The sequence below is a fragment of the Pseudomonas sp. NCHU5216 genome (genome assembly GCF_052156495.1).
In the GTDB taxonomy this organism is placed as follows: Bacteria; Pseudomonadota; Gammaproteobacteria; order Pseudomonadales; family Pseudomonadaceae; genus Aquipseudomonas.
In genome coordinates this window covers 30915-50725 of the sequence record NZ_JBQLIX010000038.1, presented here as the reverse complement: position 1 = coordinate 50725, position 19811 = coordinate 30915, and the positions used below count along the sequence as shown (strand labels likewise).

Genomic DNA, 19811 nt, shown 5'->3' with positions numbered 1-19811 from the left:
TCTGGAACGGCGATGGAGTGAGCGAACCCTGGCGCAGCCAGGGCCGGATGATCGGGCGGAGGGTTTTGGTTACTTTTGCCCGCAAAAGTGACTCGCCCGGGAGGGCGAAACCAAGAACATCAGCAAAAACGCGGCAATTCGGAACAAACACCCGAAATACCACAAACTTGCCAGTCCGGTATCAAGACTGACTCCCCGAAACCCAGCGAAGAATCCACCCGGAGATCACCATCCAGGGGGCATCAGGCACGATAGAAATCTCAACGCCCCAGTTCGGATCGCAAGACCGCTAGAGCAATCAGCGTCACCACGCTACAGCGCGGCAGCGTCGATATCCACCAGCAGCAGGCGCTGGCCATTGTCGATGAACTGGCCGGCAGTCATGCAGTACTGATTGGTCGTGGCGTCACGGTAGGTGCTCGACAGGGTCAGGCGACGCTCGTCCCAGCCCTCGGCGAGCAACTGGTAGAAATAGGGGCGCCAGGACCAGTTGTGGCCCAGGTAGCGATCATCGGCGCGCCAATGGCTGCCGCACCATTCCAGATTGGGGCTGATCTGCGTGCCGTTGCGGTCGCACTGATAAGTGCGCAGCAGCCAGGGATAGTCATCCGGAGCCTTGAGCTGGCTGCTGGGAGCACCGCTCTCTGCCCATGGCTTGAGTTCGCTCATCAATTCGCTGAGGTGCTTGCGCAGTTTCACCAGGCGGGCACGCTCCGAGAGCTTCTGTTGCACGTAGCTGTCGCGCAGATGGGCGAAGCGGCCGACGAAGGCATCGCTGGCGAACAGCTCGCGCTCCGGGCGGGCGAAGAGAAAGCCCTGCACGTAGCGGGCCCCGCATTCCAGGGCGAAATTCAGCTCGGCTTCGGTTTCCACCCCTTCGGCGATGATCCAGCAGCCGGTCTTCTCGGCCATCTGCGCCAGGGCCTTGACCACCTCGCCGCTGGGGCCGCCGCGTGCCGCTTCCTGGAACAGACGCATGTCCAGCTTGAGGATGTCCGGTTGCAGAGCCAGCACCCGGTCGAGTTGCGAGTAACCGGCGCCGAAATCGTCGATGGCGATGCGCGCACCGGCTTCGCGATAGCGCGCCACCACCTGTGGCAGGCGCTGGCTGGCGCCACCGAGTTCGGTGATCTCGAAGACGATGCGCTGCGGCTCGATGCCGCTGCGTTGCAACTGGATGAGGCTGGGCAGGGGCTGCGCCGGGCGCAGACGGCTGATCCAGCGTGGCGAGATGTTGAGGCTGAGGAACCAGTCCTGCGGCGCCTCGTGAAAACGCATCAGGGCGTTTTCCCGCACCTGGCGGTCGAGCCGACGTAGCGCTGCCGGCGGCGTCTTGGGATCGGCGAACAACGGGCCGGCTGAGTGCACCTGGCCATGCTCGTCAACCAGCCGTGCCAGCGCTTCGACGCCGGCAATACGCCCGGTGGCGGTATCGATAAAAGGTTGAAAGACAGCGAATGGCGTTCCCTCGGTCACCTGGGAATTCCTTAGTTATGAGCCGTTTTATGGTTATTCAATAAGCAGATGACTCGACTAAGCAAGAACGCGGCCAGGCGGCACATGAAAGGTAACAATTCAGTTATGGCGGGTGACCTCGCCGGACGCCGGGTGGGAGGCGCCACGGCGTCTGAGCAATGGCATCAGTATCAGGGCGATGCGCAGCCAGCGGCGCCAGCCACTTTTGCCTCTGAGCAGGGTGGCGAACGCCAGGGCACCGCCAGTGAGCCACAATGGTGCAGAGCCACTGCTGCGCAGGTTCATGCTCATGTCTCGCACCTGACGCAGAGGCTGGGTGAGCAACAAGGCTTCATGGCGGATTTCCTGGCGGCGCATCTCCAGGCGCATGCGTAGCATGGCCTTGCGCATTTCACGGCGTGAGCCGTGGCTGGGCAGGTGAGGCTGGTTCATGGCAGCAGTTGCTCGCGGTCACGTTGTAGTTCTTCGAGGCTGGCGCTGAAGGGGGCGGGCGCGCGCATCAGGCTGGCCAGCAAGGCGCCGGCGCTGAGCAGCAGGCCCAGGCCATAGAACAGGCACAGGCCGGTGGCCACGGCCAGGCGGTGGCTATCCCAGTAGAGGATCAGCAGCAGTGCCGACAGGCCGATCAGCAGCAACAGGGCGAAACCCAGGCACAGGCCACCGAGCAACAGGGCGCGTAGCGCCTGGCTGCGCTGTTCCTCGAGTTCATGACCGACCAGCTCCAGGTGGCCCTGCAACCAGCCGAGCAGGGCGCCGCCGAGGCGGCGCGGTGAGGGGCTCTGACTCATGCGGCTGAATCAGCGCCGGCTCAGCAGCAGGCCGATCAGCGCGCCGATGGCGGCTGCCAGACCCAGCGCCTGCCAGGGGTGCTTGTGCACGTATTCCTCGGTGGTGTCCACCGCCAGCTTGCCCTGTTCGCGCAGGCTGCTTTCGGCATTCTTGAGGGTTTCACGGGCTCGCAGCAGGCTGTTGTGAATGTCTTCGCGCAGGTGGTCGGCTTGCTCGCCGGCCAGGCTGGCGGAGTGTTGCAGCAGTTTCTCGGTGTCGGTGACCAGCGCCTGAAACTCGTTGAGCAGGCTGTCTTGCGATGAAGTGGCAGTCTTGCGGGGCATCGTGCGCATCCTCTGCGTGGTGAATGTATGAGGTCTGAGTCTCGTTGGCTCCGAGGGTTCAGTCAGATTAGCAAACTCCGTACTGGTATATCGATTGCATTGTGCTGGTGCGTAATGTGCTCGAAATGCCCTCTTGTGGGGCTTTCTCGGGTTGGCTCAGGATGGCCAGATTAGATTTCAACCCATTGATAAATAAAAGATAAGTGCCTTTTCGATGGAAGCGGGTAGTGCCATTTTGGTGCCGACTGTCCGTGCCTTTTTCGGGCATCGGTAGCTGGTCTGCCATTTGTTGGTGCGTGACCGGCCCGTTTTGCTTTCATTTGGTGCTTTTTCCATTTTCGGAGCCCTCGTCTTAGATGGAAAACCTCAATAGTGCCGTTGCCACTCTGGTGCACGGTTCCAATACGCTGTTCATCCTCCTGGGCGCCATCATGGTTCTGGCCATGCACGCCGGTTTCGCCTTCCTCGAAGTGGGCACGGTGCGACAGAAGAATCAGGTCAATGCCCTGTCGAAGATCCTTTCGGACTTCGCCGTGTCGGCCCTGGCTTATTTCTTCATCGGCTACTGGGTGGCCTACGGTGTGACCTTCTTCGAGCCGGCCGCCGTGCTGACGCAAGACCATGGCTATGGCCTGGTGAAGTTCTTCTTCCTGCTGACTTTCGCGGCGGCCATTCCGGCGATTATTTCCGGCGGTATCGCCGAACGTGCCCGGTTCGGCCCGCAGTTGTGCGCCACGGCGCTGATCGTGGCCTTCGTCTATCCCTTCTTCGAGGGCCTGATCTGGAACGGCAACCATGGCTTCCAGGCCTGGCTGGAGGCACGCTTCGGCGCCGGCTTCCATGATTTCGCCGGCTCGGTGGTGGTGCATGCGGTGGGTGGCTGGCTGGCGCTCGGCGCCGTGCTGCTGCTCGGTCAGCGCAATGGCCGCTACCGCGATGGACGTCTGGTGGCGATGGCGCCCTCGAACATTCCCTTCCTGGCGCTGGGTTCGTGGATCCTGATCATCGGCTGGTTCGGCTTCAACGTGATGAGTGCGCAGAACCTGGAGAACATCAGCGGCCTGGTGGCGGTCAATTCGCTGATGGCCATGGTTGGCGGCACGGTGGCGGCCCTGCTGGTGGGGCGTAATGACCCCGGCTTTCTGCACAACGGCCCGCTGGCTGGGCTGGTGGCGGTGTGCGCCGGCTCCGACCTGATGCATCCGGTGGGGGCGCTGTTCACCGGGCTGATCGCCGGAGCCCTGTTCGTCTGGGCCTTCACGGCCACTCAGGTGAAATGGAAGATCGACGACGTGCTCGGCGTATGGCCGCTACATGGTCTGTGTGGCGTGTGGGGCGGCATTGCCTGCGGCATCTTCGCTCAGCCAGGTTTCGGCGGTCTGGGTGGTGTCAGCCTGGCCAGCCAACTGATCGGCACGTTGTTGGGCGTGCTGGTGGCGCTGGTGGGTGGTTTCGCCGTCTATGGCCTGCTCAAGGCGGTGCTGGGTATTCGCCTGGGTCAGGAGGAGGAGTTCAATGGCGCCGACCTGTCGATCCACAAGATTGGTGCCGTGAGCCACGATTGAGGCGAAGAAGAGCATGAAAAAACCGGGCGTTTGCCCGGTTTGTTCATTACCTGGAGGTCTCAGCCCTGGCGGCCTTCGACCGGCTTGCCGTTGACCGTGCCGTCCTTGAGCATGATCTGGTATTCCTTGCCGTCGGTTTCCACCTGGTGCAGGCGCACCAGCAGGTAGCCCCAGTCCTTGGCGAACCAGAGGATGGTCTTGCGGCTGCTCTGAGTGGGGTCGCGCACGCGCTCGACCTTGATGGCGTCGATCAGGCCGGCGCGGGTGCGCACCACTTCCTCGCCGAGCACGCGAAAGTCGTAGGTTTCCACCTCGTCGCCATCGACCACCTGATAGCTCATGCTTTTCTTGCCGTCGGCCACGTCGAGCTGCAGGGCAATCTGGTAGCTGGACTTGTCCAGCAGGCCGCGGTTCAGCGGCAGGCGCACGGCGTTGTCGCGGTCGCTACCGATCACCTGCTTCTGTTGCCAGTCGAAATCCAGCTCGATCTTCTTGCTCTTGCCCAGGCCGCTGCGGTCGAAGCGGTAGCTGTGGGGCAGCAGGGCGCCATTGTCGAGGTTGAAGGTGCTCTGTTCGGACAGGCCGGCCACCAGCATCGAAGCCTCGAAGTCGAGCTTCCAGCGCTCGCCGTCGACCTTGGTGAGGCTGCGTTCGGCGCTACCGCTGATTGGCAGTTGCTTCCAGTCGGCGGTGTAGCTGGCAGAGAAGGGTTCCAGCTCGGCGGCCAAAGCCGGCAGGCTGAGCAGGGTCAGGGCGAACAACAGGGCACGACGCATAAAGTCTCCTAGGTTCGAAACACGTGGCCGCTGGCGGGCAGCGGCTGGCCATCCAGCATTGCGCCTTGCGCGCCGAGACGCAAGCGGCCTTCGGCGAACCAGCGCACCGCCAGCGGATAGATGCGGTGTTCCTGCTGGTGCACGCGGCTGGCCAGGCGCTCGGGCGTGTCGTCTGCCAGGATCGGCAGCACTGCCTGTACGACCAGAGGGCCACCATCGAGTTCCTCGGTGACGAAGTGCACGCTGCAGCCATGCTCGGCGTCGCCGGCCTCCAGCGCCCGCTGGTGCGTATGCAGGCCCTTGTGTCTGGGCAGCAGGGATGGGTGGATATTGAGCAGGCGCCCGCTGTAGTGCCTGACGAAGCCGGGCGTGAGGATGCGCATGAAGCCAGCCAGCACCACCAGGTCGGGCTGGTGGGCGTCGATGACCTCGATCAGCGCCGCATCGAAGGCTTCGCGCCCTTCGTACTGCTTGTGGTCGAGCACGGTGGTGGCGATGCCGGCCTGCTGCGCACGCTGCAGGCCGTAGGCATCGGTGCGGTTGGAAATCACCGCGCCGATGCGGGCCGGGTTGTCGTCCTCGGTGCTGCTGTCGATCAGGGCCTGCAGATTACTGCCCGACCCGGAGATCAGGACGACGACATTGCACGGCATCAGTGGGCTTTCAGGTTGTTCAGTTGCACCTGGGCTGCGCCTTCGGCGGCCTCGGTGATCTGACCGATGACCCAGGGTTGCTCGCCGCTGGCGCGCAGGCTGGCCAGAGCTGCTTCGACCTGATCCTGCGCCACGCAGATGACCATGCCGACGCCGCAGTTGAGCACGCGGTGCATCTCGTGCTCATCGACGTTGCCTTGTTCCTGCAGCCAGTCGAACACTGCCGGGCGAGTCCAGCTGGCGACGTCTATCACCGCCTGGGCCCCTTCTGGCAGCACGCGCGGGATGTTGTCCAGCAGGCCGCCGCCAGTGATGTGGGCCATGGCCTTGACCGCGCCAGTGTCCTTGATCAGCTTGAGCAGCGGTTTGACGTAGATACGGGTCGGGGCCATCAGCAGGTCGGCCAGGGCCTTGCCGCCCAGTTGCACCTGCTCGATGTCGGCGCCGGAGACTTCGATGATCTTGCGGATCAGCGAGTAGCCGTTGGAGTGCGGGCCGGAGGAGGGCAGGGCGATCAGAGCGTCGCCGGTGACCACCTTGGAGCCGTCGATGATTTCGCTCTTTTCCACCACGCCGACGCAGAAACCGGCCAGGTCGTAGTCTTCACCTTCGTACATGCCCGGCATTTCGGCGGTTTCACCCCCGACCAGGGAGCAGCCGGCCAGTTCGCAGCCGGCGCCGATGCCGGTGACCACGGTGGCGGCCACGTCGACGTTGAGCTTGCCGGTGGCGTAGTAGTCGAGGAAGAACAGCGGCTCGGCGCCACAGACCACCAGGTCGTTGACGCACATGGCCACCAGATCCTGGCCGATGCTGTCGTGCTTGTTCAGGTTCAGCGCCAGGCGCAGCTTGGTGCCGACGCCGTCGGTGCCGGACACCAGCACTGGCTGCTTGTAGCCGGCCGGGATCTCGCACAGGGCGCCGAAGCCACCCAGGCCACCCATGACTTCCGGACGGGCAGTGCGCTTGGCCACGCCTTTGATGCGTTCGACCAGGGCCTCACCGGCATCGATGTCGACGCCTGCGTCCTTGTAGCTGATGGAGGGTTGCTTGCTCATAGATCCGGGCCTTTGAATGGGGAGTTCGGGTAGCGCCGACGTGGCGCAGGCTCATGCTGAGGAGCCCGGCGCGCCTACCGGCTGGCGAAGGCGCGCGATTTTATCAGGCTTGCCCGGTAGCGGCCACTCACGTGCGTGCGCTTCGTCGCGCCTTGCCCGGCCGCTGGCGGCTGTTTAAGGTATAGGCCCTCTGCACGGCCTTGCGCCGTCGTTCCTTCTGCGAGAGCCCACCATGCGTCCGTTTCTTCGCCCGCTGCTGTTTTGCCTGTCACTGCTCTGTCTGCCCGCCTGGGCCGTCCCGGTCAGTGGCCTCTATCAGGTGCGCGAACCGGTGGCCGATCAGAATGACAGCAGCCGCGACGAGGCCATGCAGCGCGCCTTGCAGACCCTGGTGCAGCGCCTGACCGGGGATACTCAGGCGATACAGAACCCGGCCCTGGAGGGGCTGCGCAAGGATCCGCAGCAGATCGTCAGCCAATTCGGTTACGAGGGCGACGCGCTGCTGGTGGACTTCGACCCGGCCAGCACCGAGCGTTTGCTGCGCGGTGCCGGGCTGCCGCTGTGGGGGGGCAACCGCCCGCTGATCCTGACCTGGTGGCTCAGCGACAGCGATGAGGAAAGCCAACTGATTGGCGAGAGTCAGGCCGATGCCGGGCTGCTGCGCGACGCCGCACAGCACCGTGGCCTGCCGTTACGCCTGCCCCTGGCCGATCTCAGCGAACAACTGGTGGCCACGCCAGAGAATTTCGCCGCCAATGACCCGCAGGCCCTGCGCGATGCCTCCGAGCGCTATGGCGCCGATGCGCTGCTGGCGGTGGTCGCCCGTCAGGCCGATGGCAAGTGGCAGGCGCAATGGCGCCTGTGGCTGGGCGATGAGCGCGAGCAGGGCAGTGCCGAGGCAGCCGATCAGGCGGCATTGGCCGATGCCGTGATGCTGGCGGTCAATCAGCGTCTGGCGCCGCGTTTCGTGGTCAAACCGGGCGCGGCGCAGAGTCTGACGCTGGTGCTCGAGGGCGCCGACCTGAGCCGCTTCGCGGCGGTCGAGCGCCTGCTCGAGCCCTTCGCGCCGCGCCTGCTGGCCGTCGACGGCAAGCGCCTGACCTATCAGGTCAACGCCAGTGCTGAGCAGTTGCGTGCGCAATTGGCCCTGGGGCAGTTGCAGGAAATGCCGGCCCCGCAGCCCGAGCCGGCCCCTGCATCAGGCGCTGAAGCGGCAGCCAATGCGGCGCCTGTTTCTTCCGGCGATGCCCAGGCTGCCAGTGCAGCGATGCCAGCGCAGCCTGCAGCGCCCAGCAACGCCCTGTATTTCCGCTGGTAAACTGCAACGCTGCGGCCAACCAGGTCGCAGCGTGCACCTGGCATTGCGCAAACCGAGGAAGCGAGCATGACCGACTCCAATCGCTGGCTATGGATGGCTGGGCTGTTTCTGCTCGGCTGGTTGCTGTACCTGCTTCACCCGATTCTTTCGCCTTTTCTGGTGGGCATCCTGCTGGCCTATCTGGGTGACCCCCTGGTAGACCGCCTGGAGCGCCATCGCCTGTCGCGCACTGGCGGTGTGGTGGTGGTCTTCGCCCTGTTCGCCCTGGCCTTGCTAATCCTGCTGCTGGTGCTGGTGCCGATGCTCGGCCGGCAACTGGTTAGCCTGTATCAACTGATGCCGCAAATGCTCGACTGGCTGCAGGGCACCGCCTTGCCCTGGTCGCAATCGCATCTGGGGCTGAACCACGATCTGCTGCAGGTCGACCAGCTCAAGCAGGTGTTCTCCGACAATCTCGGCAAGACCACCGACGTGCTCAGAACGGTGCTGGCCCAGGCCACCTCTTCCAGCCTGGCGCTGCTGGCCTGGCTGGGCAACCTGCTGTTGATCCCGGTGGTCAGCTTCTACCTGATGCGTGACTGGGATCTGCTGGTCGAGCGCATGCGCCGCCTGCTGCCCCGTCAGCGCGAAGGGCTGGTGGTCAAGCTGGTGGGCGAATGTCACGAGGTGCTCGGCGCCTTCCTGCGCGGGCAGTTGCTGGTGATGCTGGCGCTGAGCGTCATCTATGCCGTCGGCCTGATGCTGGTGGGGCTGGAGCTGGGCCTGCTGATCGGTCTGCTGGCTGGCCTGGCGAGCATCGTGCCGTACATGGGCTTCATCGTCGGCATCGGCGCGGCGCTGGTGGCGGCGCTGTTCCAGTTCGGCCTCGACCCCTATCCGCTGCTGGGCATCGGTGCTGTGTTCATGGTCGGGCAGATGCTCGAAGGCATGCTGCTGACCCCGCTGCTGGTGGGCGATCGTATCGGCCTGCACCCGGTGGCGGTGATCTTCGCCATCCTCGCTGGCGGTCAGCTGTTCGGCTTCACCGGCGTGCTGCTGGCCCTGCCAGTGGCGGCGGTGATCATGGTGCTGCTGCGCCATGCTCATGATTTGTATAAACTTTCCGGCCTTTACGGAGAGTCCAACAGCGGTTCCGATGAGCCGCCGAGCCCTGCATGAAACCTATCCAGCTGCCTCTGGGGGTGCGTCTGCGCGACGACGCCACCTTCGCCAACTACTACCCCGGTGCCAACGCCGCAGCGCTCGGTTATGTCGAGCGCCTGTGCGAAGCCGATGCCGGCTGGACGGAAAGCCTGATCTACCTCTGGGGCGCCGAAGGCGTCGGCCGCAGCCACCTGTTGCAGGCGGCCTGCCTGCGTTTCGAGCAGCGTGGCGAGGCGGTGGTGTATCTGCCGCTGGGCGAGGTGGTGCAGCATGGCCCTGAACTGCTCGACAACCTGGAGCAGTGCGAGCTGGTCTGCCTCGACGATATCGATGCGGTGGCGGGGCGCAGCGACTGGGAAGAGGGGCTGTTCCACCTGTTCAACCGCTTGCGTGACAGTGGTCGACGCCTGTTGCTGGCCGGCACCATGTCACCGCGCGAACTGCCGATCCAGTTGCCCGACCTCAAGTCGCGGCTGACCCTGGCGCTGGTGTTCCAGTTGCACGAATTGTCCGACGAAGACAAGTTGCGCGCCCTGCAACTGCGTGCTTCGCGCCGCGGCCTGCAGATGAGCGACGAGGTCGGGCGTTTCATCCTCACCCGTGGCGAGCGCGGCATGAGCGCGTTGTTCGAGCTGCTCGAACGCCTCGACCAGGCCTCGCTGCAGGCCCAGCGCAAGCTGACCATTCCTTTCCTCAAGGAAACTCTGGGCTGGTAGGAGGCGAGCTGCAAGCCGCAAGCTACAAGCTACAAGCTACAAGCAAGAGCGTAGCCCGGATGCAATCCGGGAGCTTTCCCACTATCCCTGGATTGCATCCGGGCTACGGGCTCCCCTGAGGGCATTTGTAGGAGCGAGCTCTGCTCGCGAACCTTTAGCTGCATGGCGTTTCGCGAGCAGAGCTCGCTCCTACATAGGGCATGGCCCGGATGCAGATCTGGGCCACGGACCTACAAGCCCCAAGTCATAAGGTATGTGCGCGCCTTCTTGCCGCTTGTGGCTTGCAGCTTGAAGCTGCTTCTATGAACTCGGCGATTGCCTTGGCACAGGCCTGTGGCTGGGTCTGCAGGATGAAGTGCGGGCCGTCCAGGCGGATCTGGCGGATGTCGTTGCAAGCCTGGGGCAGGCGCTCAGCGGCGCTGTTGGCGACCAGGCGATCCTGCTGTGGCCAGAGGTGCAGGCAGGGTAGATCCAGGGTTTGCGCCGGTGCTCGCAGGCTGGCCAGTGTGGCGAGTCGGGCGCGCAGCAGGCTTGGATCCAGCCGGCGAATTTCCCTTTGCACCCGCTGCAGGATGTCCTCGTCCGCCGCCTTGCCCAGGCACATCATCCGCAGCAACCCGGGCATTGTGGCCAGGGTCAGTGGCATGGGCAGGTGCTTGAGCAGGGCCAGGGCCGGATTGGGGCAACTGAGGAACGAAGCGGCGAAGATCACCCCGCGCAGCCCGGCCGGTTGGCGCAAAGCCAATTGATGGGCGAGGGGGCCGGAAAATGACTCGCCCAGGAGCACGAAGGGCGTCGTCCCCAGTTGCGTGAATAGCGTATCGGCCAGGCTGGGGTAATCCTGTTGCACTTGCGTCGGCAGGCTCAAGGGTTGGCAGTCGATCTCGCCAAGCGCCTCGATCAGCGGCGTGAAGAGGGTGCTGCTGCCGTTCATGCCGGGCAGCAGCACCAGGCGCATCAGGCTTCTCCAGCCAGCTTGCGGTCGTACTGGAAGCGCCAGCGGGTGTAGAGCAGGGCGCAGCAGAACAGGTTGAAGCTGATCAGCGCCTCCAGCACGCCGAACAAGGCGCGTTGCGGGTCGATGGCGGCGAGCACGCCCTGGATGAAGTAGATGTTGACCACGAAGCAGGTCCAGGCATGCGCGCGGGCGCTGCCCATGATCAGGCCGGGGGCCAGCAGGGCCAGAGGAATCAACTGGATGGCCAGTACCACGCCGACGCGGGCGCCGTGCAGGTCGGCGAAGGCCAGGTTCCAGATCAGCAGCAGGGCCACCAGGGTAATGAAACTGAACAGGCTCAGGGCGCGGCTCAGCTTCATGCGCGGTTCCAGCCATTGCAGGTTGGGCAGGGGTTTCTTGGCGCGGGCCACGTCAGTTCTCCAGCTTCTGCGCAAGGCGCGCCAGGCGGCTGCCGAGGGCGCGACAGAGGGCGGTTTCCTGCTCGTCCAGGCCGCGTTTGCCGTCACCGCCGGCATGGTGGCTGGGGCCGTAAGGCGTGCCGCCGCCCTGGGTCTGCAGCAGAGCCGATTCGCTGTAGGGCAGGCCGCACAGCAGCATGCCGTGGTGCAGCAACGGCAGCATCATCGACAGCAGGGTGCTCTCCTGGCCGCCGTGCAGGCTGGCGGTGGAGGTGAACACGCCAGCCGGCTTGCCCACCAGCTCGCCAGTCAGCCACAGGTTGCTGGTGCCGTCGAGGAAGTACTTCAGCGGCGCGGCCATGTTGCCGAAACGCGTGGGGCTGCCGAGGGCCAGGCCGGCGCAGTTCTTCAGGTCATCCAGCGTGGCGTAGGGGGCGCCTTCGTCGGGCACGGCTGGCGCTACGGCTTCGCATTCGCTGGACACCGCCGGCACCGTGCGCAGGCGTGCTTCCAGGCCGGCCAGTTCGATGCCACGGGCGATCTGCGTGGCCATCTGCGCGGTGGCGCCGTGGCGGCTGTAGTAGAGCACCAGAATGTAGGGCGCACTCATGCCAGCAGCTCCAGTACCTTTTCCGGCGGGCGGCCGATCACCGCCTTGTCGCCGGCGACCAGAATCGGCCGTTCGATCAATTTCGGCTGCTGCACCATGGCCTCGATCAGTTGCGCCTCGCTCAGGTTGGTATCGGCCAGGCCCAGGGCCTTGTATTCGTCCTCGCCACTGCGCAGCAACTGGCGGGCACCGATGCCCAGCTTGCCGAGCAGGTCGCGCAGTTCCGCGGCACTAGGCGGGGTTTCCAGGTAACGCACGACTTTCGGTTGCAGGCCGCGGGCTTCGAGCAGTTCCAGCGCGCCGCGGGATTTCGAGCAGCGCGGGTTGTGGTAGAGCGTCAGGTCGGTCATGGTGAGCTGTATTCGGCTTCAGGTGGCCGCTATTCTAACAGGCTGTTGAAAAACTACCTGCGTTGTCTGGCCAGCGTTAAAAACAGCCTCAAGATGCTCATTTACAACACGTAAACTGCGCTCTTTCGGCTGTTTGCGGGGCCGCCATCGGTATTGGCCAGTCTGCCTCGCCTACGTTTTTCACCGGCCTGTAAACCGCCTCCGGCATGGATGGGCGAAGGCAGTTGCATGAGACCCTGCGACCTTTTCACGCGCTGGGTGGTCTGTTCAGATTGGGCTTTCAGGCAATCGGCCAGACAATCCAAGCGGCTACGAGCCGTGCAACGCAGCTTTGAGGAGAGGGCATGCGCTATCGATTGCGCGACTGGTGGGAGTTCTGGCGTGGCCTGGTGCAGCGCTTCTTCGAGGATCGCGGCACCAGCAGCGCGGCGGCCCTGACCTATACCACGCTGTTCGCGGTGGTGCCGATGATGACCGTGACCTTCGCCATGCTCTCGGCGGTTCCGGCCTTCCAGGGCGTGGGTGAAGAGATCCAGTCCTTCATCTTCCACAACTTCGTGCCCTCCACCGGCGAGACGGTGCAGGAGTACCTGCGCGAATTCACCGGCCAGGCCAAGCAACTGACCTGGATCGGCGTGGTGTTGCTGGCGGTCACGGCCTTCCTCATGCTGGTGACCATCGAGAAGACCTTCAACGCCATCTGGCGCGTGCGCCAGCCACGCCGTGGCATGTCCAGCTTCCTGCTGTACTGGGCGATCCTCAGCCTCGGGCCGATCCTGCTCGGTGCCGGGTTTGCCATCAGCACCTATATCACCTCGTTGTCGCTGATCTCCGGCCCGGATGCGGTGCTCGGCGCCAAGACCCTGTTGCGCTTCATGCCGCTGCTGTCGAGCGTGGCGGCCTTCACCCTGCTCTATGCGGCCGTACCCAACACCCGCGTGCCGGTGCGCCATGCCCTGCTGGGTGGGGTGTTCGCCGCCGTGCTGTTCGAGATCGCCAAGGCCCTGTTCGGCCTCTACGTGCGGCTGTTTCCCGGTTATCAACTGATCTACGGCGCCTTTGCCACGGTGCCGCTGTTCTTGCTGTGGATCTATCTGTCGTGGCTGATCGTGCTGCTGGGCGCCGAGCTGGTGTGCAGCCTGTCACTGCCCAAGCAATGGCGGCGCCGCCCCATGCCACGCATGTTGGTATTGCTGGGCATCCTGCGGCTGTTGCTGGCGCGCCAGCAGCATGGTCAGGCGCTGCACTATCGGGGTCTGCAAGGGGCGGGCTGGCGCATGCCCGAGGACGAGTGGAACGAGGTGATGGGCTTTCTCGAGGATGAGCAAATGGCCTGCCGTGCCAGTGGCGGGGGGTGGGTGCTGTGTCGTGACCTGCATCACTTCAGCCTGCAGCAACTGCTGACGCGCAGCCCCTGGCCATTGCCGAATCTGCAGCAGTTGCCGCAACAGCTCGAGGAGCCCTGGTTCCCGGCCATGCGCCAGGCGCTGGAAACTCTGCAGGCGCAGCAGGATGAGCTGTTCGCAGGCAATCTGGCGGACTGGCTATTGGCGCGGCCATCCGAGCCGCGAGCCTCGGCTTAGTTCAGATGCAGAGGATGGCGCGCCACGCTGGTGGTCGCCAGGTTGCTGGCCGGTAGCTGCAGGATGGCCTGGTTGTGCACGTTGGCCAGTTGCAGCCAGAGGTGCTCGCCCTCGACGAACTGCCCGAGCGCCAGCCACAGGCCGTGATGCCAGCCGGAGCCGGGAGCCGGCGTGCTCTGCAGGACACCGGGGTGGGTCTGCGCGCTGGGCGCGCGACGCAGCCAGACCGGCCGTGGCAGACCCTTGAGGTAGCGCAGGCCCAGGTGCAGGCCTTCACCATTGACATGCCGCCAGCGCACCAGGGCCAGGGTCGGCTTGGTGTCGGTAAGCAACAGCACCAGTTGCCCGACCACCATCTGCAGGCCCTCGTTGGCGTTGCACAGCAGGCGTGCGCCACCGGCACCGGCGTCGAGGATATGCGCCGTGGTACGCGGCGGCCGTTGCTCCAGCAGGTGCGCATGGATGGCGGCCAAGCCGATCACCAGGCTGCACTGACCGTCCAGTTCGGCCCGGGCGTGACGGCGCTGGCGCTGCCCCAACCAGTGGGGTTGCACGCGTTCGAGCAGGTCATGCTCCCGCGCGCTTTGCAGGGGCGCGGGTTCCTGCAAGGCGACCAGCAGGGCACCCAGCTCGAGGCGGCGCAGCGTTTGCGTCGGCCTTTGCGGATGTTGCTCGAAGCCCAGGCAGGGTTTGCCGACGCTGAGATCCAGCAGTGCCCCTTCGCTGTCGTCGTATTCGTCCCAGGGCTGCAGGCGCGCCAGCTCGGCATAGGGCGACAGGGCGGCGAACAGGGTCAGGCATTCGCCCTCGGCCAGTTGAAAGGGGTCGCTCAGCGCCAGCAGCAGGCATTGTTGGTACAGGCCGCGCAGGCTGCTGGCCGGGCGGGGCTGGAAGGCAGCGGCGATGGGTTCGTCCAGGCACTGCTGGTGTTCGCCGATCCAGTACAGCAGGTGGCTGTCGCGCCACAGCGACTCCGGCGGCTGCTGGTAGAGCTGGTAGCTGCGCAGCAGGTGCTGGGCCAGGTAATGCTGGGCCATGTACAGGCACCAGGCCAGGTGTGGCAGGGACGGCTGGCGCCCTTGGAGAATCTGCAGCAGCAGGCGCTTGAAGCCGATCGCCATTTCGCTGCACAGGCGCAGGAGCAGGGCGCTGGGCGGACCGGCGGCGTCGCTCAGGGCGGCATAATGACGGAACTCGTCGCTGAAATTTTGCAGCGCGCGTTGTCTTTCCAGTAAGGTCAGCGCGCTGCGGTTGAGGTTGAACAGCAGGCTCAGTAGCTGTTGCAGTGCGTTGCTCGGATCCTGCCGGCGCGCGCTGGCGAGCTGTCCGACCAGATCCGCCGGCACGACGCCGTGCTCTTCGCGCAGTTCTGGTACTTCCAGGCGCAGGGTGTCCAGCGTCATATCAACCCCGGGTAGACGAGGATCGAGTGCATGGGCTTACAGCTCCGCAATGCGGTAGTAGGGATTTTGGCCGGTCTGCTGCTGGTTGGCTGCAGCGAGGATTTCGGCCTCGATCAGCATGGGCAGAAGGTACCGGCTGAGCGTCTGGATGGCCAGTGGCTGGTCATCAATTATTGGGCCGAATGGTGCGCGCCGTGCCGCACCGAAATTCCCCAGCTCAATGCGCTGTCCAAGGCGCTCGAGACGCAGTCGGCAACAGTCATCGGGGTCAACTTCGATGGCTTGCAGGGTGAGGAACTCAAGCGGGCCGCCGATGCCTTCGATATTCAGTTCACCGTCCTGGCGCAGGATCCGGCTGAGCGTTTCGCCTTGCCGCACAACGACGTGCTGCCGGTGACCTACATCATCGATGACCAGGGCAAGCTGCGCGAGCGCCTGGTGGGCGAGCAGACCTCGGCTGGCGTGCAGGCGCATCTGCAGCGACTGCGCGGCGAATAGGCCCCTACCAGCCCGGCACACCACTCATGTCCGGCAGATGGTGGGCAATGCCCTTGTGGCAATCGATGCAGGTGGCCTCACCGCTGGCCAGCGCGCTGGAGTGCATCTGCCGGGCGCGCGGGCTCTGCTTGGTGAAGTCCATGTAGTCGAACTCGTGGCAGTTGCGGCATTCCAGCGAGTCGTTGGCCTTGAGTCTGGCCCACTCGTGCTCGGCCAGCTCGCGGCGTTTTGCCAGGAACTTGTCGCGGCTGTCGATGGTGCCGAAGATCTTGCCCCAGACTTCCTTGGAGGCCTGCATCTTGCGTGCGATCTTGTCCGTCCACTGGTGCGGCACGTGGCAGTCCGGGCAGGTGGCGCGCACCCCGGAGCGGTTGCTGTAGTGAATGGTGTCCTGCAGCTCGACATAGACGTTGTCGCGCATCTCATGGCAGGAGATGCAGAACTGCTCGGTATTGGTGGCCTCCAGCGCGGTGTTGAAGCCGCCCCAGAAGATGATCCCGGCGATGAAACCACCGAGTGTGAGAAAGCCCAGGCTGTAGTGCACGCTCGGGCGACGCAGGATGCCCCAGTATTCCTTGAGCAGGGCCAGTAGTGACTTCATGAGGCCTCCTCAGGGCTTCGCCGCGCGGGCCGCTTCGTCGCCCAGCAACTGGTCGATATTGCGGAAGCTGTTGCCGACCAGCGGTTTGACCTCCTGCTGAGCCACATGACACTGGGTGCAGAAATAGCGCCGCGGCGATACGGCAGCCAGCGGCTGGCCGTCACGATCCATGTAATGGGTGATGCTGATCATCGGTGCCTGGCTGCGGGCACTGCCGGCGCGGCTGTGGCAGGTCAGGCACTTGTTGCCGTTGGCGTCCACCTGGTAGCCGCGAATGCTGTGCGGGATGGTCGGCGGCTGTTCCGGGTAGTTGCGCTCGCGGCGCACGTCCTTGTTTTCCTCGTTGCCCAGCACCGGTGCCGGCAGGGTCTGACTGAGGGTACCGCCTGGGCGGCGGCCGTCCGGCGCCGGGGCGTCGAGTGGGTAATCGAGCTCAGCGGCGATGGCCAGGCCAAAGACCGCAAGCAGTAACAGAGGCAGAAAACGCAGGCTCATGACGGCTCTCCTCAGGCCAGGCTGACCAGTTCGATCTTCACCGCACACTTCTTGTAGTCGGTCTGCTTGGAGATCGGGTCGGTGGCGTCCAGGGTGACCTTGTTGATCAGTTTGTTGGCGTCGAAGAAGGGCACGAACACCAGGCCGCGTGGCGGCTTGTTGCGCCCGCGGGTTTCGATGCGCGCGCGGATCTCGCCGCGCCGGCTGATCACCTTGACCTCGCTGCCACGCCGCGCCTTGAGCGCCTTGGCGTCGTCCGGATGCATGTACACCAGGGCATCGGGCACCGCGCCGTGCAGTTCTTCGACACGCTGGGTCATGCTGCCGGTATGCCAGTGCTCCAGCACGCGGCCGGTGCTCAGCCAGAACGGGAAGTCGGCATCCGGCGCCTCGGCTGGCGGCTCGTAGGGCAGGGCGAAGATCAGCGCGCGCTTGTCCGGGTAACCGTAGAACTGCACGCCGCTGCCTTTTTCCACGTAGGGGTCGAGCCCTTCGCGGTAGCGCCAGCGCGTCTCCTTGCCATCGACCACCGGCCAGCGCAGGCCGCGCTCGGCGTGATAGCGGTCGAAGGGCGCCAGGTCATGGCCATGGCCACGGCCGAAGCGGGCGTATTCCTCGAACAGGCCCTTCTGCAGATAGAAGCCGAAAGCCTCGGCCTCGTCGTTGGCGTAGCCGGCTTCGATCTGCTCGCTGGGGAACTGGTCGACCTGGCCATTGGCGAACAGCACCTGGTAGAGCGTCTTGCCCTTGTAGTCCGGGGCCTTGGCCAGCAGTTCGGCGGGCCAGACCTCGTCGGTGGTGAAGCGCTTGGAGAATTCCACCAATTGCCAGAGATCGGACTTGGCCTCGCCCGGCGCCTTCACCAACTGGTGCCAGAACTGCGTGCGGCGCTCGGCGTTGCCGTAGGCGCCTTCCTTCTCCACCCACATGGCGCTGGGCAGGATCAGATCGGCGGCCTGGGCGGAGACGGTGGGGTAGACGTCGGAGACGATGACGAAGGTTTCCGGGTTGCGCCAGCCTGGCAGCACTTCCTGCATGACATTGGGGCCGGCCTGCATGTTGTTGCTGACCTGCGTCCAGTAGACCTTGAGCACGCCGTCCTTGAGCATGCGGCTCTGCTGCACGGCATGGAAGCCCGGCTTTTCCTGAATGGTGCCGGGCGGCAGCTTCCAGATCTTCTCCGCAGTTTCGCGGTGTTTGGGGTTGGCCACCAGCAGGTCGGCGGGCAGCCGGTGGGAGAAGGTGCCTACTTCGCGGGCGGTGCCGCAGGCCGAGGGTTGGCCGGTGAGGGAGAAGGGGCTGTTGCCTGGCTCGCTGATCTTGCCGGTGAGCAGGTGGATGTTATAGATCAGGTTGTTGGCCCAGACGCCGCGGGTGTGCTGGTTGAAACCCATGGTCCAGAACGACACCACCTTGCGCTTGGGGTCGGCGTACAGCTCGGCCAGGGCCTTGAGGCGCTCGGCTGACACGCCCGATTCCTTGGCGGTGCGCTCCAGGGTGTAGGGTTTGACGAAGGCGGCGAACTGCTCGAAGGACATGTCCTCCCAGGTGTTGGCCTTGGCGGCGTTCCTGGCCTGCATCTCCAGCGGGTTGTCCGGACGCAGGCCGTAGCCGATGTCGTCGGCGCCGCGGGCGAATTTGGTGTGGTTGCCGACGAAGTCCTGGTTCACCGCACCGCTCTCGATGATGTGGTTGGCGATGTAGTTGAGGATCAGCAGGTCGGTCTGCGGTTTGAACACCAGCGGGATGTCGGCGAGGTCGAAGCTGCGGTGCTCGAAGGTGGAGAGCACTGCCACCTTGGTGTTCGGCTGGCTGAGGCGCCGATCGGTGACCCGGCTCCAGAGGATCGGGTGCATCTCGGCCATGTTCGAGCCCCACAGGACGAAGGCATCGGCGGCCTCGATATCGTCGTAGCAGCCCATCGGCTCGTCCATGCCGAAGGTGCGCATGAAGCCCATCACCGCCGACGCCATGCAGTGCCGCGCGTTGGGGTCGATGTTGTTGCTGCGCAGGCCGGCTTTCATCAGCTTGTTGGCGGCATAGCCTTCCCACACCGTCCACTGGCCGGAGCCGAACATGCCGACCGCCTCCGGGCCGTGCTCGGCGATGGCCTGCTTGGTCTTCTGCGCCATGATGGCGAAGGCCTGCTCCCAGCTTACCGGCTGGAATTCGCCCTGCTTGTCGTACACGCCGTTCTTCATGCGCAGCAGCGGCTGGGTGAGGCGGTCGACGCCATACATGATCTTCGACAGGAAATAGCCCTTGACGCAGTTCAGGCCGCGGTTGACCTCGGCCTTGACGTCGCCGTGGGTGGCTACCACGCGGTTGTCGCGGGTAGCCACCATCACGCTGCAGCCGGTACCGCAGAAGCGGCAGGGCGCCTTGTTCCAGTCCAGGCGGGTCATGTCCGCTTCGGTGATCAGGTTGCTGGCGGTGCTGACCAGAGGCAGGCCGGCGGCCGCTGCGGCGATGGCGGCCGCGTTGGCTTTGGCGAATTCACGGCGGGAAAGCTTCATCAGGCGTCTCCTTCTGCTTCGAGGAGTTCGTGGTAGACCAGGGCGGCGTTGAGCACGCCCGGCAATGCATTGATCTGTTCGATGCGCGCCAGGATCTGGCGCTCGTGTTCGGTTTCCAGCACCACCACCAGCTTGCCCTGAGGGCTTTCCTGGTGCAGTTCGACGCCGTCGAGCTGGCGCAGGTTGGCTTTTACCGCGACGAGCAGCTCGGGCCGTGCGTGTATCAGCAGGCTGGATATGTGCAGGGGGGCGGCCATGTTCCGTGGCTCCGTGTTTGACGACGATCAGGTGGGTGGGCCAGGCGGCCCCAGGAGCATCTGCATGAACCAGATGATGAATCCGTAGCCGCCGACCAAGGCGACCGAAAGAAGGGGGAACAGGCAGACGACGAGAAAGAGGAACAGGCGGGTTTCCTTGCCTTTCTTGGCTTTGCTCTCTGTGTCCATTCGCTTGGCTCCATTGCGTTCCCTATCTCAGGCTAGACCCTAGCTTTAGTGAGGGCAAAGTCCGTTGCGCTGGATCAAGGGAGGGGGAATCAGGCCAGGTGCAGGGCGCGCGTTCGGAATTATCGATAGCGTGCTA

At 64.6% G+C, this 19811-nt stretch carries 23 protein-coding genes; 6 read left to right on the top strand and 17 right to left on the bottom strand.

Going from position 1 to position 19811, the window contains the following annotated elements; translation table 11 throughout:
* Nucleotides 1-312: 312 nt before the first annotated feature.
* From ACSVIK_RS21245 to ACSVIK_RS21230, 4 genes are all read right to left on the bottom strand, one after another.
* Complete coding sequence (locus tag ACSVIK_RS21245; protein ID WP_442446194.1) at nt 313-1476, bottom strand: EAL domain-containing protein; 1164 nt, start codon at nt 1474-1476, stop codon at nt 313-315.
* 99 nt (nt 1477-1575) lie between these two features.
* Nucleotides 1576-1908: a hypothetical protein gene (locus ACSVIK_RS21240; protein ID WP_442446193.1), complete on the bottom strand. Its 333-nt coding sequence runs from the start codon at nt 1906-1908 to the stop codon at nt 1576-1578.
* The gene (locus ACSVIK_RS21235) at nt 1905-2264 is read right to left on the bottom strand and encodes a phage holin family protein (protein WP_442446192.1); all 360 of its coding nucleotides are present in this window, start codon (nt 2262-2264) and stop codon (nt 1905-1907) included. The genes ACSVIK_RS21240 and ACSVIK_RS21235 overlap by 4 nt, the downstream gene beginning before the upstream one ends.
* 9 nt (nt 2265-2273) lie before the next feature.
* The gene (locus tag ACSVIK_RS21230) at nt 2274-2588 is read right to left on the bottom strand and encodes a DUF883 family protein (protein WP_442446191.1); all 315 of its coding nucleotides are present in this window, start codon (nt 2586-2588) and stop codon (nt 2274-2276) included.
* A 356-nt stretch (nt 2589-2944) separates the two neighbouring features.
* Between ACSVIK_RS21230 and ACSVIK_RS21225 the strand changes: the two genes are divergently transcribed.
* Nucleotides 2945-4153 carry an ammonium transporter gene (locus tag ACSVIK_RS21225; protein WP_442446190.1) on the top strand — a complete coding sequence of 403 codons (1209 nt, stop codon included), beginning with the start codon at nt 2945-2947 and terminating at the stop codon, nt 4151-4153.
* Between the two features lie 59 nt (nt 4154-4212).
* Here ACSVIK_RS21225 and ACSVIK_RS21220 read toward each other — a convergent pair whose 3' ends face one another.
* Genes ACSVIK_RS21220 through purM form a run of 3 tightly spaced genes read right to left on the bottom strand, consistent with a single transcriptional unit; the run spans nt 4213 to nt 6640 of the window.
* Nucleotides 4213-4929, bottom strand: a complete 717-nt coding sequence (locus tag ACSVIK_RS21220) for a DUF3108 domain-containing protein (protein ID WP_268183218.1) — start codon at nt 4927-4929, stop codon at nt 4213-4215.
* An 8-nt stretch (nt 4930-4937) separates the two neighbouring features.
* Nucleotides 4938-5582 (bottom strand): phosphoribosylglycinamide formyltransferase, encoded by a 645-nt coding sequence (gene purN, locus ACSVIK_RS21215; RefSeq protein ID WP_442446189.1) that lies wholly within the window; start codon nt 5580-5582, stop codon nt 4938-4940.
* The gene (gene purM / locus ACSVIK_RS21210; protein WP_442446188.1) at nt 5582-6640 is read right to left on the bottom strand and encodes a phosphoribosylformylglycinamidine cyclo-ligase; all 1059 of its coding nucleotides are present in this window, start codon (nt 6638-6640) and stop codon (nt 5582-5584) included. Before purM ends, purN begins: the two co-directional genes overlap by 1 nt.
* Nucleotides 6641-6872: 232 nt before the next feature.
* Between purM and ACSVIK_RS21205 the strand changes: the two genes are divergently transcribed.
* From ACSVIK_RS21205 to hda, 3 genes are all read left to right on the top strand, one after another.
* Nucleotides 6873-7958: a DUF2066 domain-containing protein gene (locus tag ACSVIK_RS21205; RefSeq protein WP_442446187.1), complete on the top strand. Its 1086-nt coding sequence runs from the start codon at nt 6873-6875 to the stop codon at nt 7956-7958.
* A gap of 66 nt (nt 7959-8024) precedes the next feature.
* A complete protein-coding gene (locus tag ACSVIK_RS21200; RefSeq protein WP_442446186.1) occupies nt 8025-9116 on the top strand; it encodes an AI-2E family transporter in 1092 nt (363 codons plus the stop codon).
* On the top strand, nt 9113-9817 hold the full coding sequence (hda, locus tag ACSVIK_RS21195; protein ID WP_442446185.1) for a DnaA regulatory inactivator Hda: 705 nt from the start codon (nt 9113-9115) through the stop codon (nt 9815-9817). The genes ACSVIK_RS21200 and hda overlap by 4 nt, the downstream gene beginning before the upstream one ends.
* Before the next feature lie 244 nt (nt 9818-10061).
* On the opposite strand, the gene ACSVIK_RS21190 is transcribed toward hda, so the two are convergent.
* From ACSVIK_RS21190 to arsC, 4 genes are read right to left on the bottom strand one after another with little or no spacing between them, the layout of a single operon-like run.
* Complete coding sequence (locus ACSVIK_RS21190; RefSeq protein WP_442446184.1) at nt 10062-10775, bottom strand: alpha/beta fold hydrolase; 714 nt, start codon at nt 10773-10775, stop codon at nt 10062-10064.
* Nucleotides 10775-11185 carry a DUF2069 domain-containing protein gene (locus ACSVIK_RS21185; protein WP_442446183.1) on the bottom strand — a complete coding sequence of 137 codons (411 nt, stop codon included), beginning with the start codon at nt 11183-11185 and terminating at the stop codon, nt 10775-10777. Before ACSVIK_RS21185 ends, ACSVIK_RS21190 begins: the two co-directional genes overlap by 1 nt.
* 1 nt (nt 11186) lies before the next feature.
* Nucleotides 11187-11783, bottom strand: coding sequence for an NAD(P)H:quinone oxidoreductase (gene wrbA / locus ACSVIK_RS21180; RefSeq protein ID WP_442446182.1), 597 nt, complete (start codon nt 11781-11783; stop codon nt 11187-11189).
* Nucleotides 11780-12133: an arsenate reductase (glutaredoxin) gene (arsC, locus tag ACSVIK_RS21175; protein ID WP_442446181.1), complete on the bottom strand. Its 354-nt coding sequence runs from the start codon at nt 12131-12133 to the stop codon at nt 11780-11782. The genes wrbA and arsC overlap by 4 nt, the downstream gene beginning before the upstream one ends.
* Nucleotides 12134-12477: 344 nt before the next feature.
* Between arsC and ACSVIK_RS21170 the strand changes: the two genes are divergently transcribed.
* Complete coding sequence (locus ACSVIK_RS21170; RefSeq protein WP_442446180.1) at nt 12478-13716, top strand: virulence factor BrkB family protein; 1239 nt, start codon at nt 12478-12480, stop codon at nt 13714-13716.
* Here the strand turns inward: ACSVIK_RS21170 and ACSVIK_RS21165 are convergent.
* Nucleotides 13713-15119 carry a PilZ domain-containing protein gene (locus ACSVIK_RS21165; RefSeq protein ID WP_442446179.1) on the bottom strand — a complete coding sequence of 469 codons (1407 nt, stop codon included), beginning with the start codon at nt 15117-15119 and terminating at the stop codon, nt 13713-13715. The genes ACSVIK_RS21170 and ACSVIK_RS21165 overlap by 4 nt on opposite strands.
* Before the next feature lie 30 nt (nt 15120-15149).
* Between ACSVIK_RS21165 and ACSVIK_RS21160 the strand changes: the two genes are divergently transcribed.
* A complete protein-coding gene (locus ACSVIK_RS21160; RefSeq protein WP_442446178.1) occupies nt 15150-15617 on the top strand; it encodes a TlpA disulfide reductase family protein in 468 nt (155 codons plus the stop codon).
* 4 nt (nt 15618-15621) lie between these two features.
* On the opposite strand, the gene ACSVIK_RS21155 is transcribed toward ACSVIK_RS21160, so the two are convergent.
* From ACSVIK_RS21155 to napE, 5 genes are read right to left on the bottom strand one after another with little or no spacing between them, the layout of a single operon-like run.
* Nucleotides 15622-16218 carry a cytochrome c3 family protein gene (locus tag ACSVIK_RS21155; RefSeq protein WP_442446177.1) on the bottom strand — a complete coding sequence of 199 codons (597 nt, stop codon included), beginning with the start codon at nt 16216-16218 and terminating at the stop codon, nt 15622-15624.
* Nucleotides 16219-16227: 9 nt separating this feature from the next.
* Nucleotides 16228-16713, bottom strand: a complete 486-nt coding sequence (locus ACSVIK_RS21150; protein WP_442446176.1) for a nitrate reductase cytochrome c-type subunit — start codon at nt 16711-16713, stop codon at nt 16228-16230.
* Nucleotides 16714-16724: 11 nt separating this feature from the next.
* Nucleotides 16725-19229 carry a nitrate reductase catalytic subunit NapA gene (gene napA, locus ACSVIK_RS21145; protein ID WP_442446175.1) on the bottom strand — a complete coding sequence of 835 codons (2505 nt, stop codon included), beginning with the start codon at nt 19227-19229 and terminating at the stop codon, nt 16725-16727.
* Nucleotides 19229-19486, bottom strand: a complete 258-nt coding sequence (locus ACSVIK_RS21140; RefSeq protein ID WP_442446174.1) for a chaperone NapD — start codon at nt 19484-19486, stop codon at nt 19229-19231. Before ACSVIK_RS21140 ends, napA begins: the two co-directional genes overlap by 1 nt.
* 27 nt (nt 19487-19513) lie before the next feature.
* Nucleotides 19514-19675: a periplasmic nitrate reductase, NapE protein gene (gene napE / locus ACSVIK_RS21135; RefSeq protein WP_442446173.1), complete on the bottom strand. Its 162-nt coding sequence runs from the start codon at nt 19673-19675 to the stop codon at nt 19514-19516.
* Between the last annotated feature and the right edge of the window lie 136 nt (nt 19676-19811).

Coding starts and splice junctions, on each gene's coding strand:
- ACSVIK_RS21240 (WP_442446193.1), bottom strand. CDS start 1,908: ATGAACCAGCCTCACCTGCCCAGCCACGGCTCACGCCGTGAAATGCGC.
- ACSVIK_RS21235 (WP_442446192.1), bottom strand. CDS start 2,264: ATGAGTCAGAGCCCCTCACCGCGCCGCCTCGGCGGCGCCCTGCTCGGC.
- ACSVIK_RS21230 (WP_442446191.1), bottom strand. CDS start 2,588: ATGCCCCGCAAGACTGCCACTTCATCGCAAGACAGCCTGCTCAACGAG.
- ACSVIK_RS21225 (WP_442446190.1), top strand. CDS start 2,945: ATGGAAAACCTCAATAGTGCCGTTGCCACTCTGGTGCACGGTTCCAAT.
- ACSVIK_RS21220 (WP_268183218.1), bottom strand. CDS start 4,929: ATGCGTCGTGCCCTGTTGTTCGCCCTGACCCTGCTCAGCCTGCCGGCT.
- purN (WP_442446189.1), bottom strand. CDS start 5,582: ATGCCGTGCAATGTCGTCGTCCTGATCTCCGGGTCGGGCAGTAATCTG.
- purM (WP_442446188.1), bottom strand. CDS start 6,640: ATGAGCAAGCAACCCTCCATCAGCTACAAGGACGCAGGCGTCGACATC.
- ACSVIK_RS21205 (WP_442446187.1), top strand. CDS start 6,873: ATGCGTCCGTTTCTTCGCCCGCTGCTGTTTTGCCTGTCACTGCTCTGT.
- ACSVIK_RS21200 (WP_442446186.1), top strand. CDS start 8,025: ATGACCGACTCCAATCGCTGGCTATGGATGGCTGGGCTGTTTCTGCTC.
- hda (WP_442446185.1), top strand. CDS start 9,113: ATGAAACCTATCCAGCTGCCTCTGGGGGTGCGTCTGCGCGACGACGCC.
- ACSVIK_RS21190 (WP_442446184.1), bottom strand. CDS start 10,775: ATGCGCCTGGTGCTGCTGCCCGGCATGAACGGCAGCAGCACCCTCTTC.
- wrbA (WP_442446182.1), bottom strand. CDS start 11,783: ATGAGTGCGCCCTACATTCTGGTGCTCTACTACAGCCGCCACGGCGCC.
- arsC (WP_442446181.1), bottom strand. CDS start 12,133: ATGACCGACCTGACGCTCTACCACAACCCGCGCTGCTCGAAATCCCGC.
- ACSVIK_RS21170 (WP_442446180.1), top strand. CDS start 12,478: ATGCGCTATCGATTGCGCGACTGGTGGGAGTTCTGGCGTGGCCTGGTG.
- ACSVIK_RS21165 (WP_442446179.1), bottom strand. CDS start 15,119: ATGACGCTGGACACCCTGCGCCTGGAAGTACCAGAACTGCGCGAAGAG.
- ACSVIK_RS21160 (WP_442446178.1), top strand. CDS start 15,150: ATGGGCTTACAGCTCCGCAATGCGGTAGTAGGGATTTTGGCCGGTCTG.
- ACSVIK_RS21155 (WP_442446177.1), bottom strand. CDS start 16,218: ATGAAGTCACTACTGGCCCTGCTCAAGGAATACTGGGGCATCCTGCGT.
- ACSVIK_RS21150 (WP_442446176.1), bottom strand. CDS start 16,713: ATGAGCCTGCGTTTTCTGCCTCTGTTACTGCTTGCGGTCTTTGGCCTG.
- napA (WP_442446175.1), bottom strand. CDS start 19,229: ATGAAGCTTTCCCGCCGTGAATTCGCCAAAGCCAACGCGGCCGCCATC.
- ACSVIK_RS21140 (WP_442446174.1), bottom strand. CDS start 19,486: ATGGCCGCCCCCCTGCACATATCCAGCCTGCTGATACACGCACGGCCC.
- napE (WP_442446173.1), bottom strand. CDS start 19,675: ATGGACACAGAGAGCAAAGCCAAGAAAGGCAAGGAAACCCGCCTGTTC.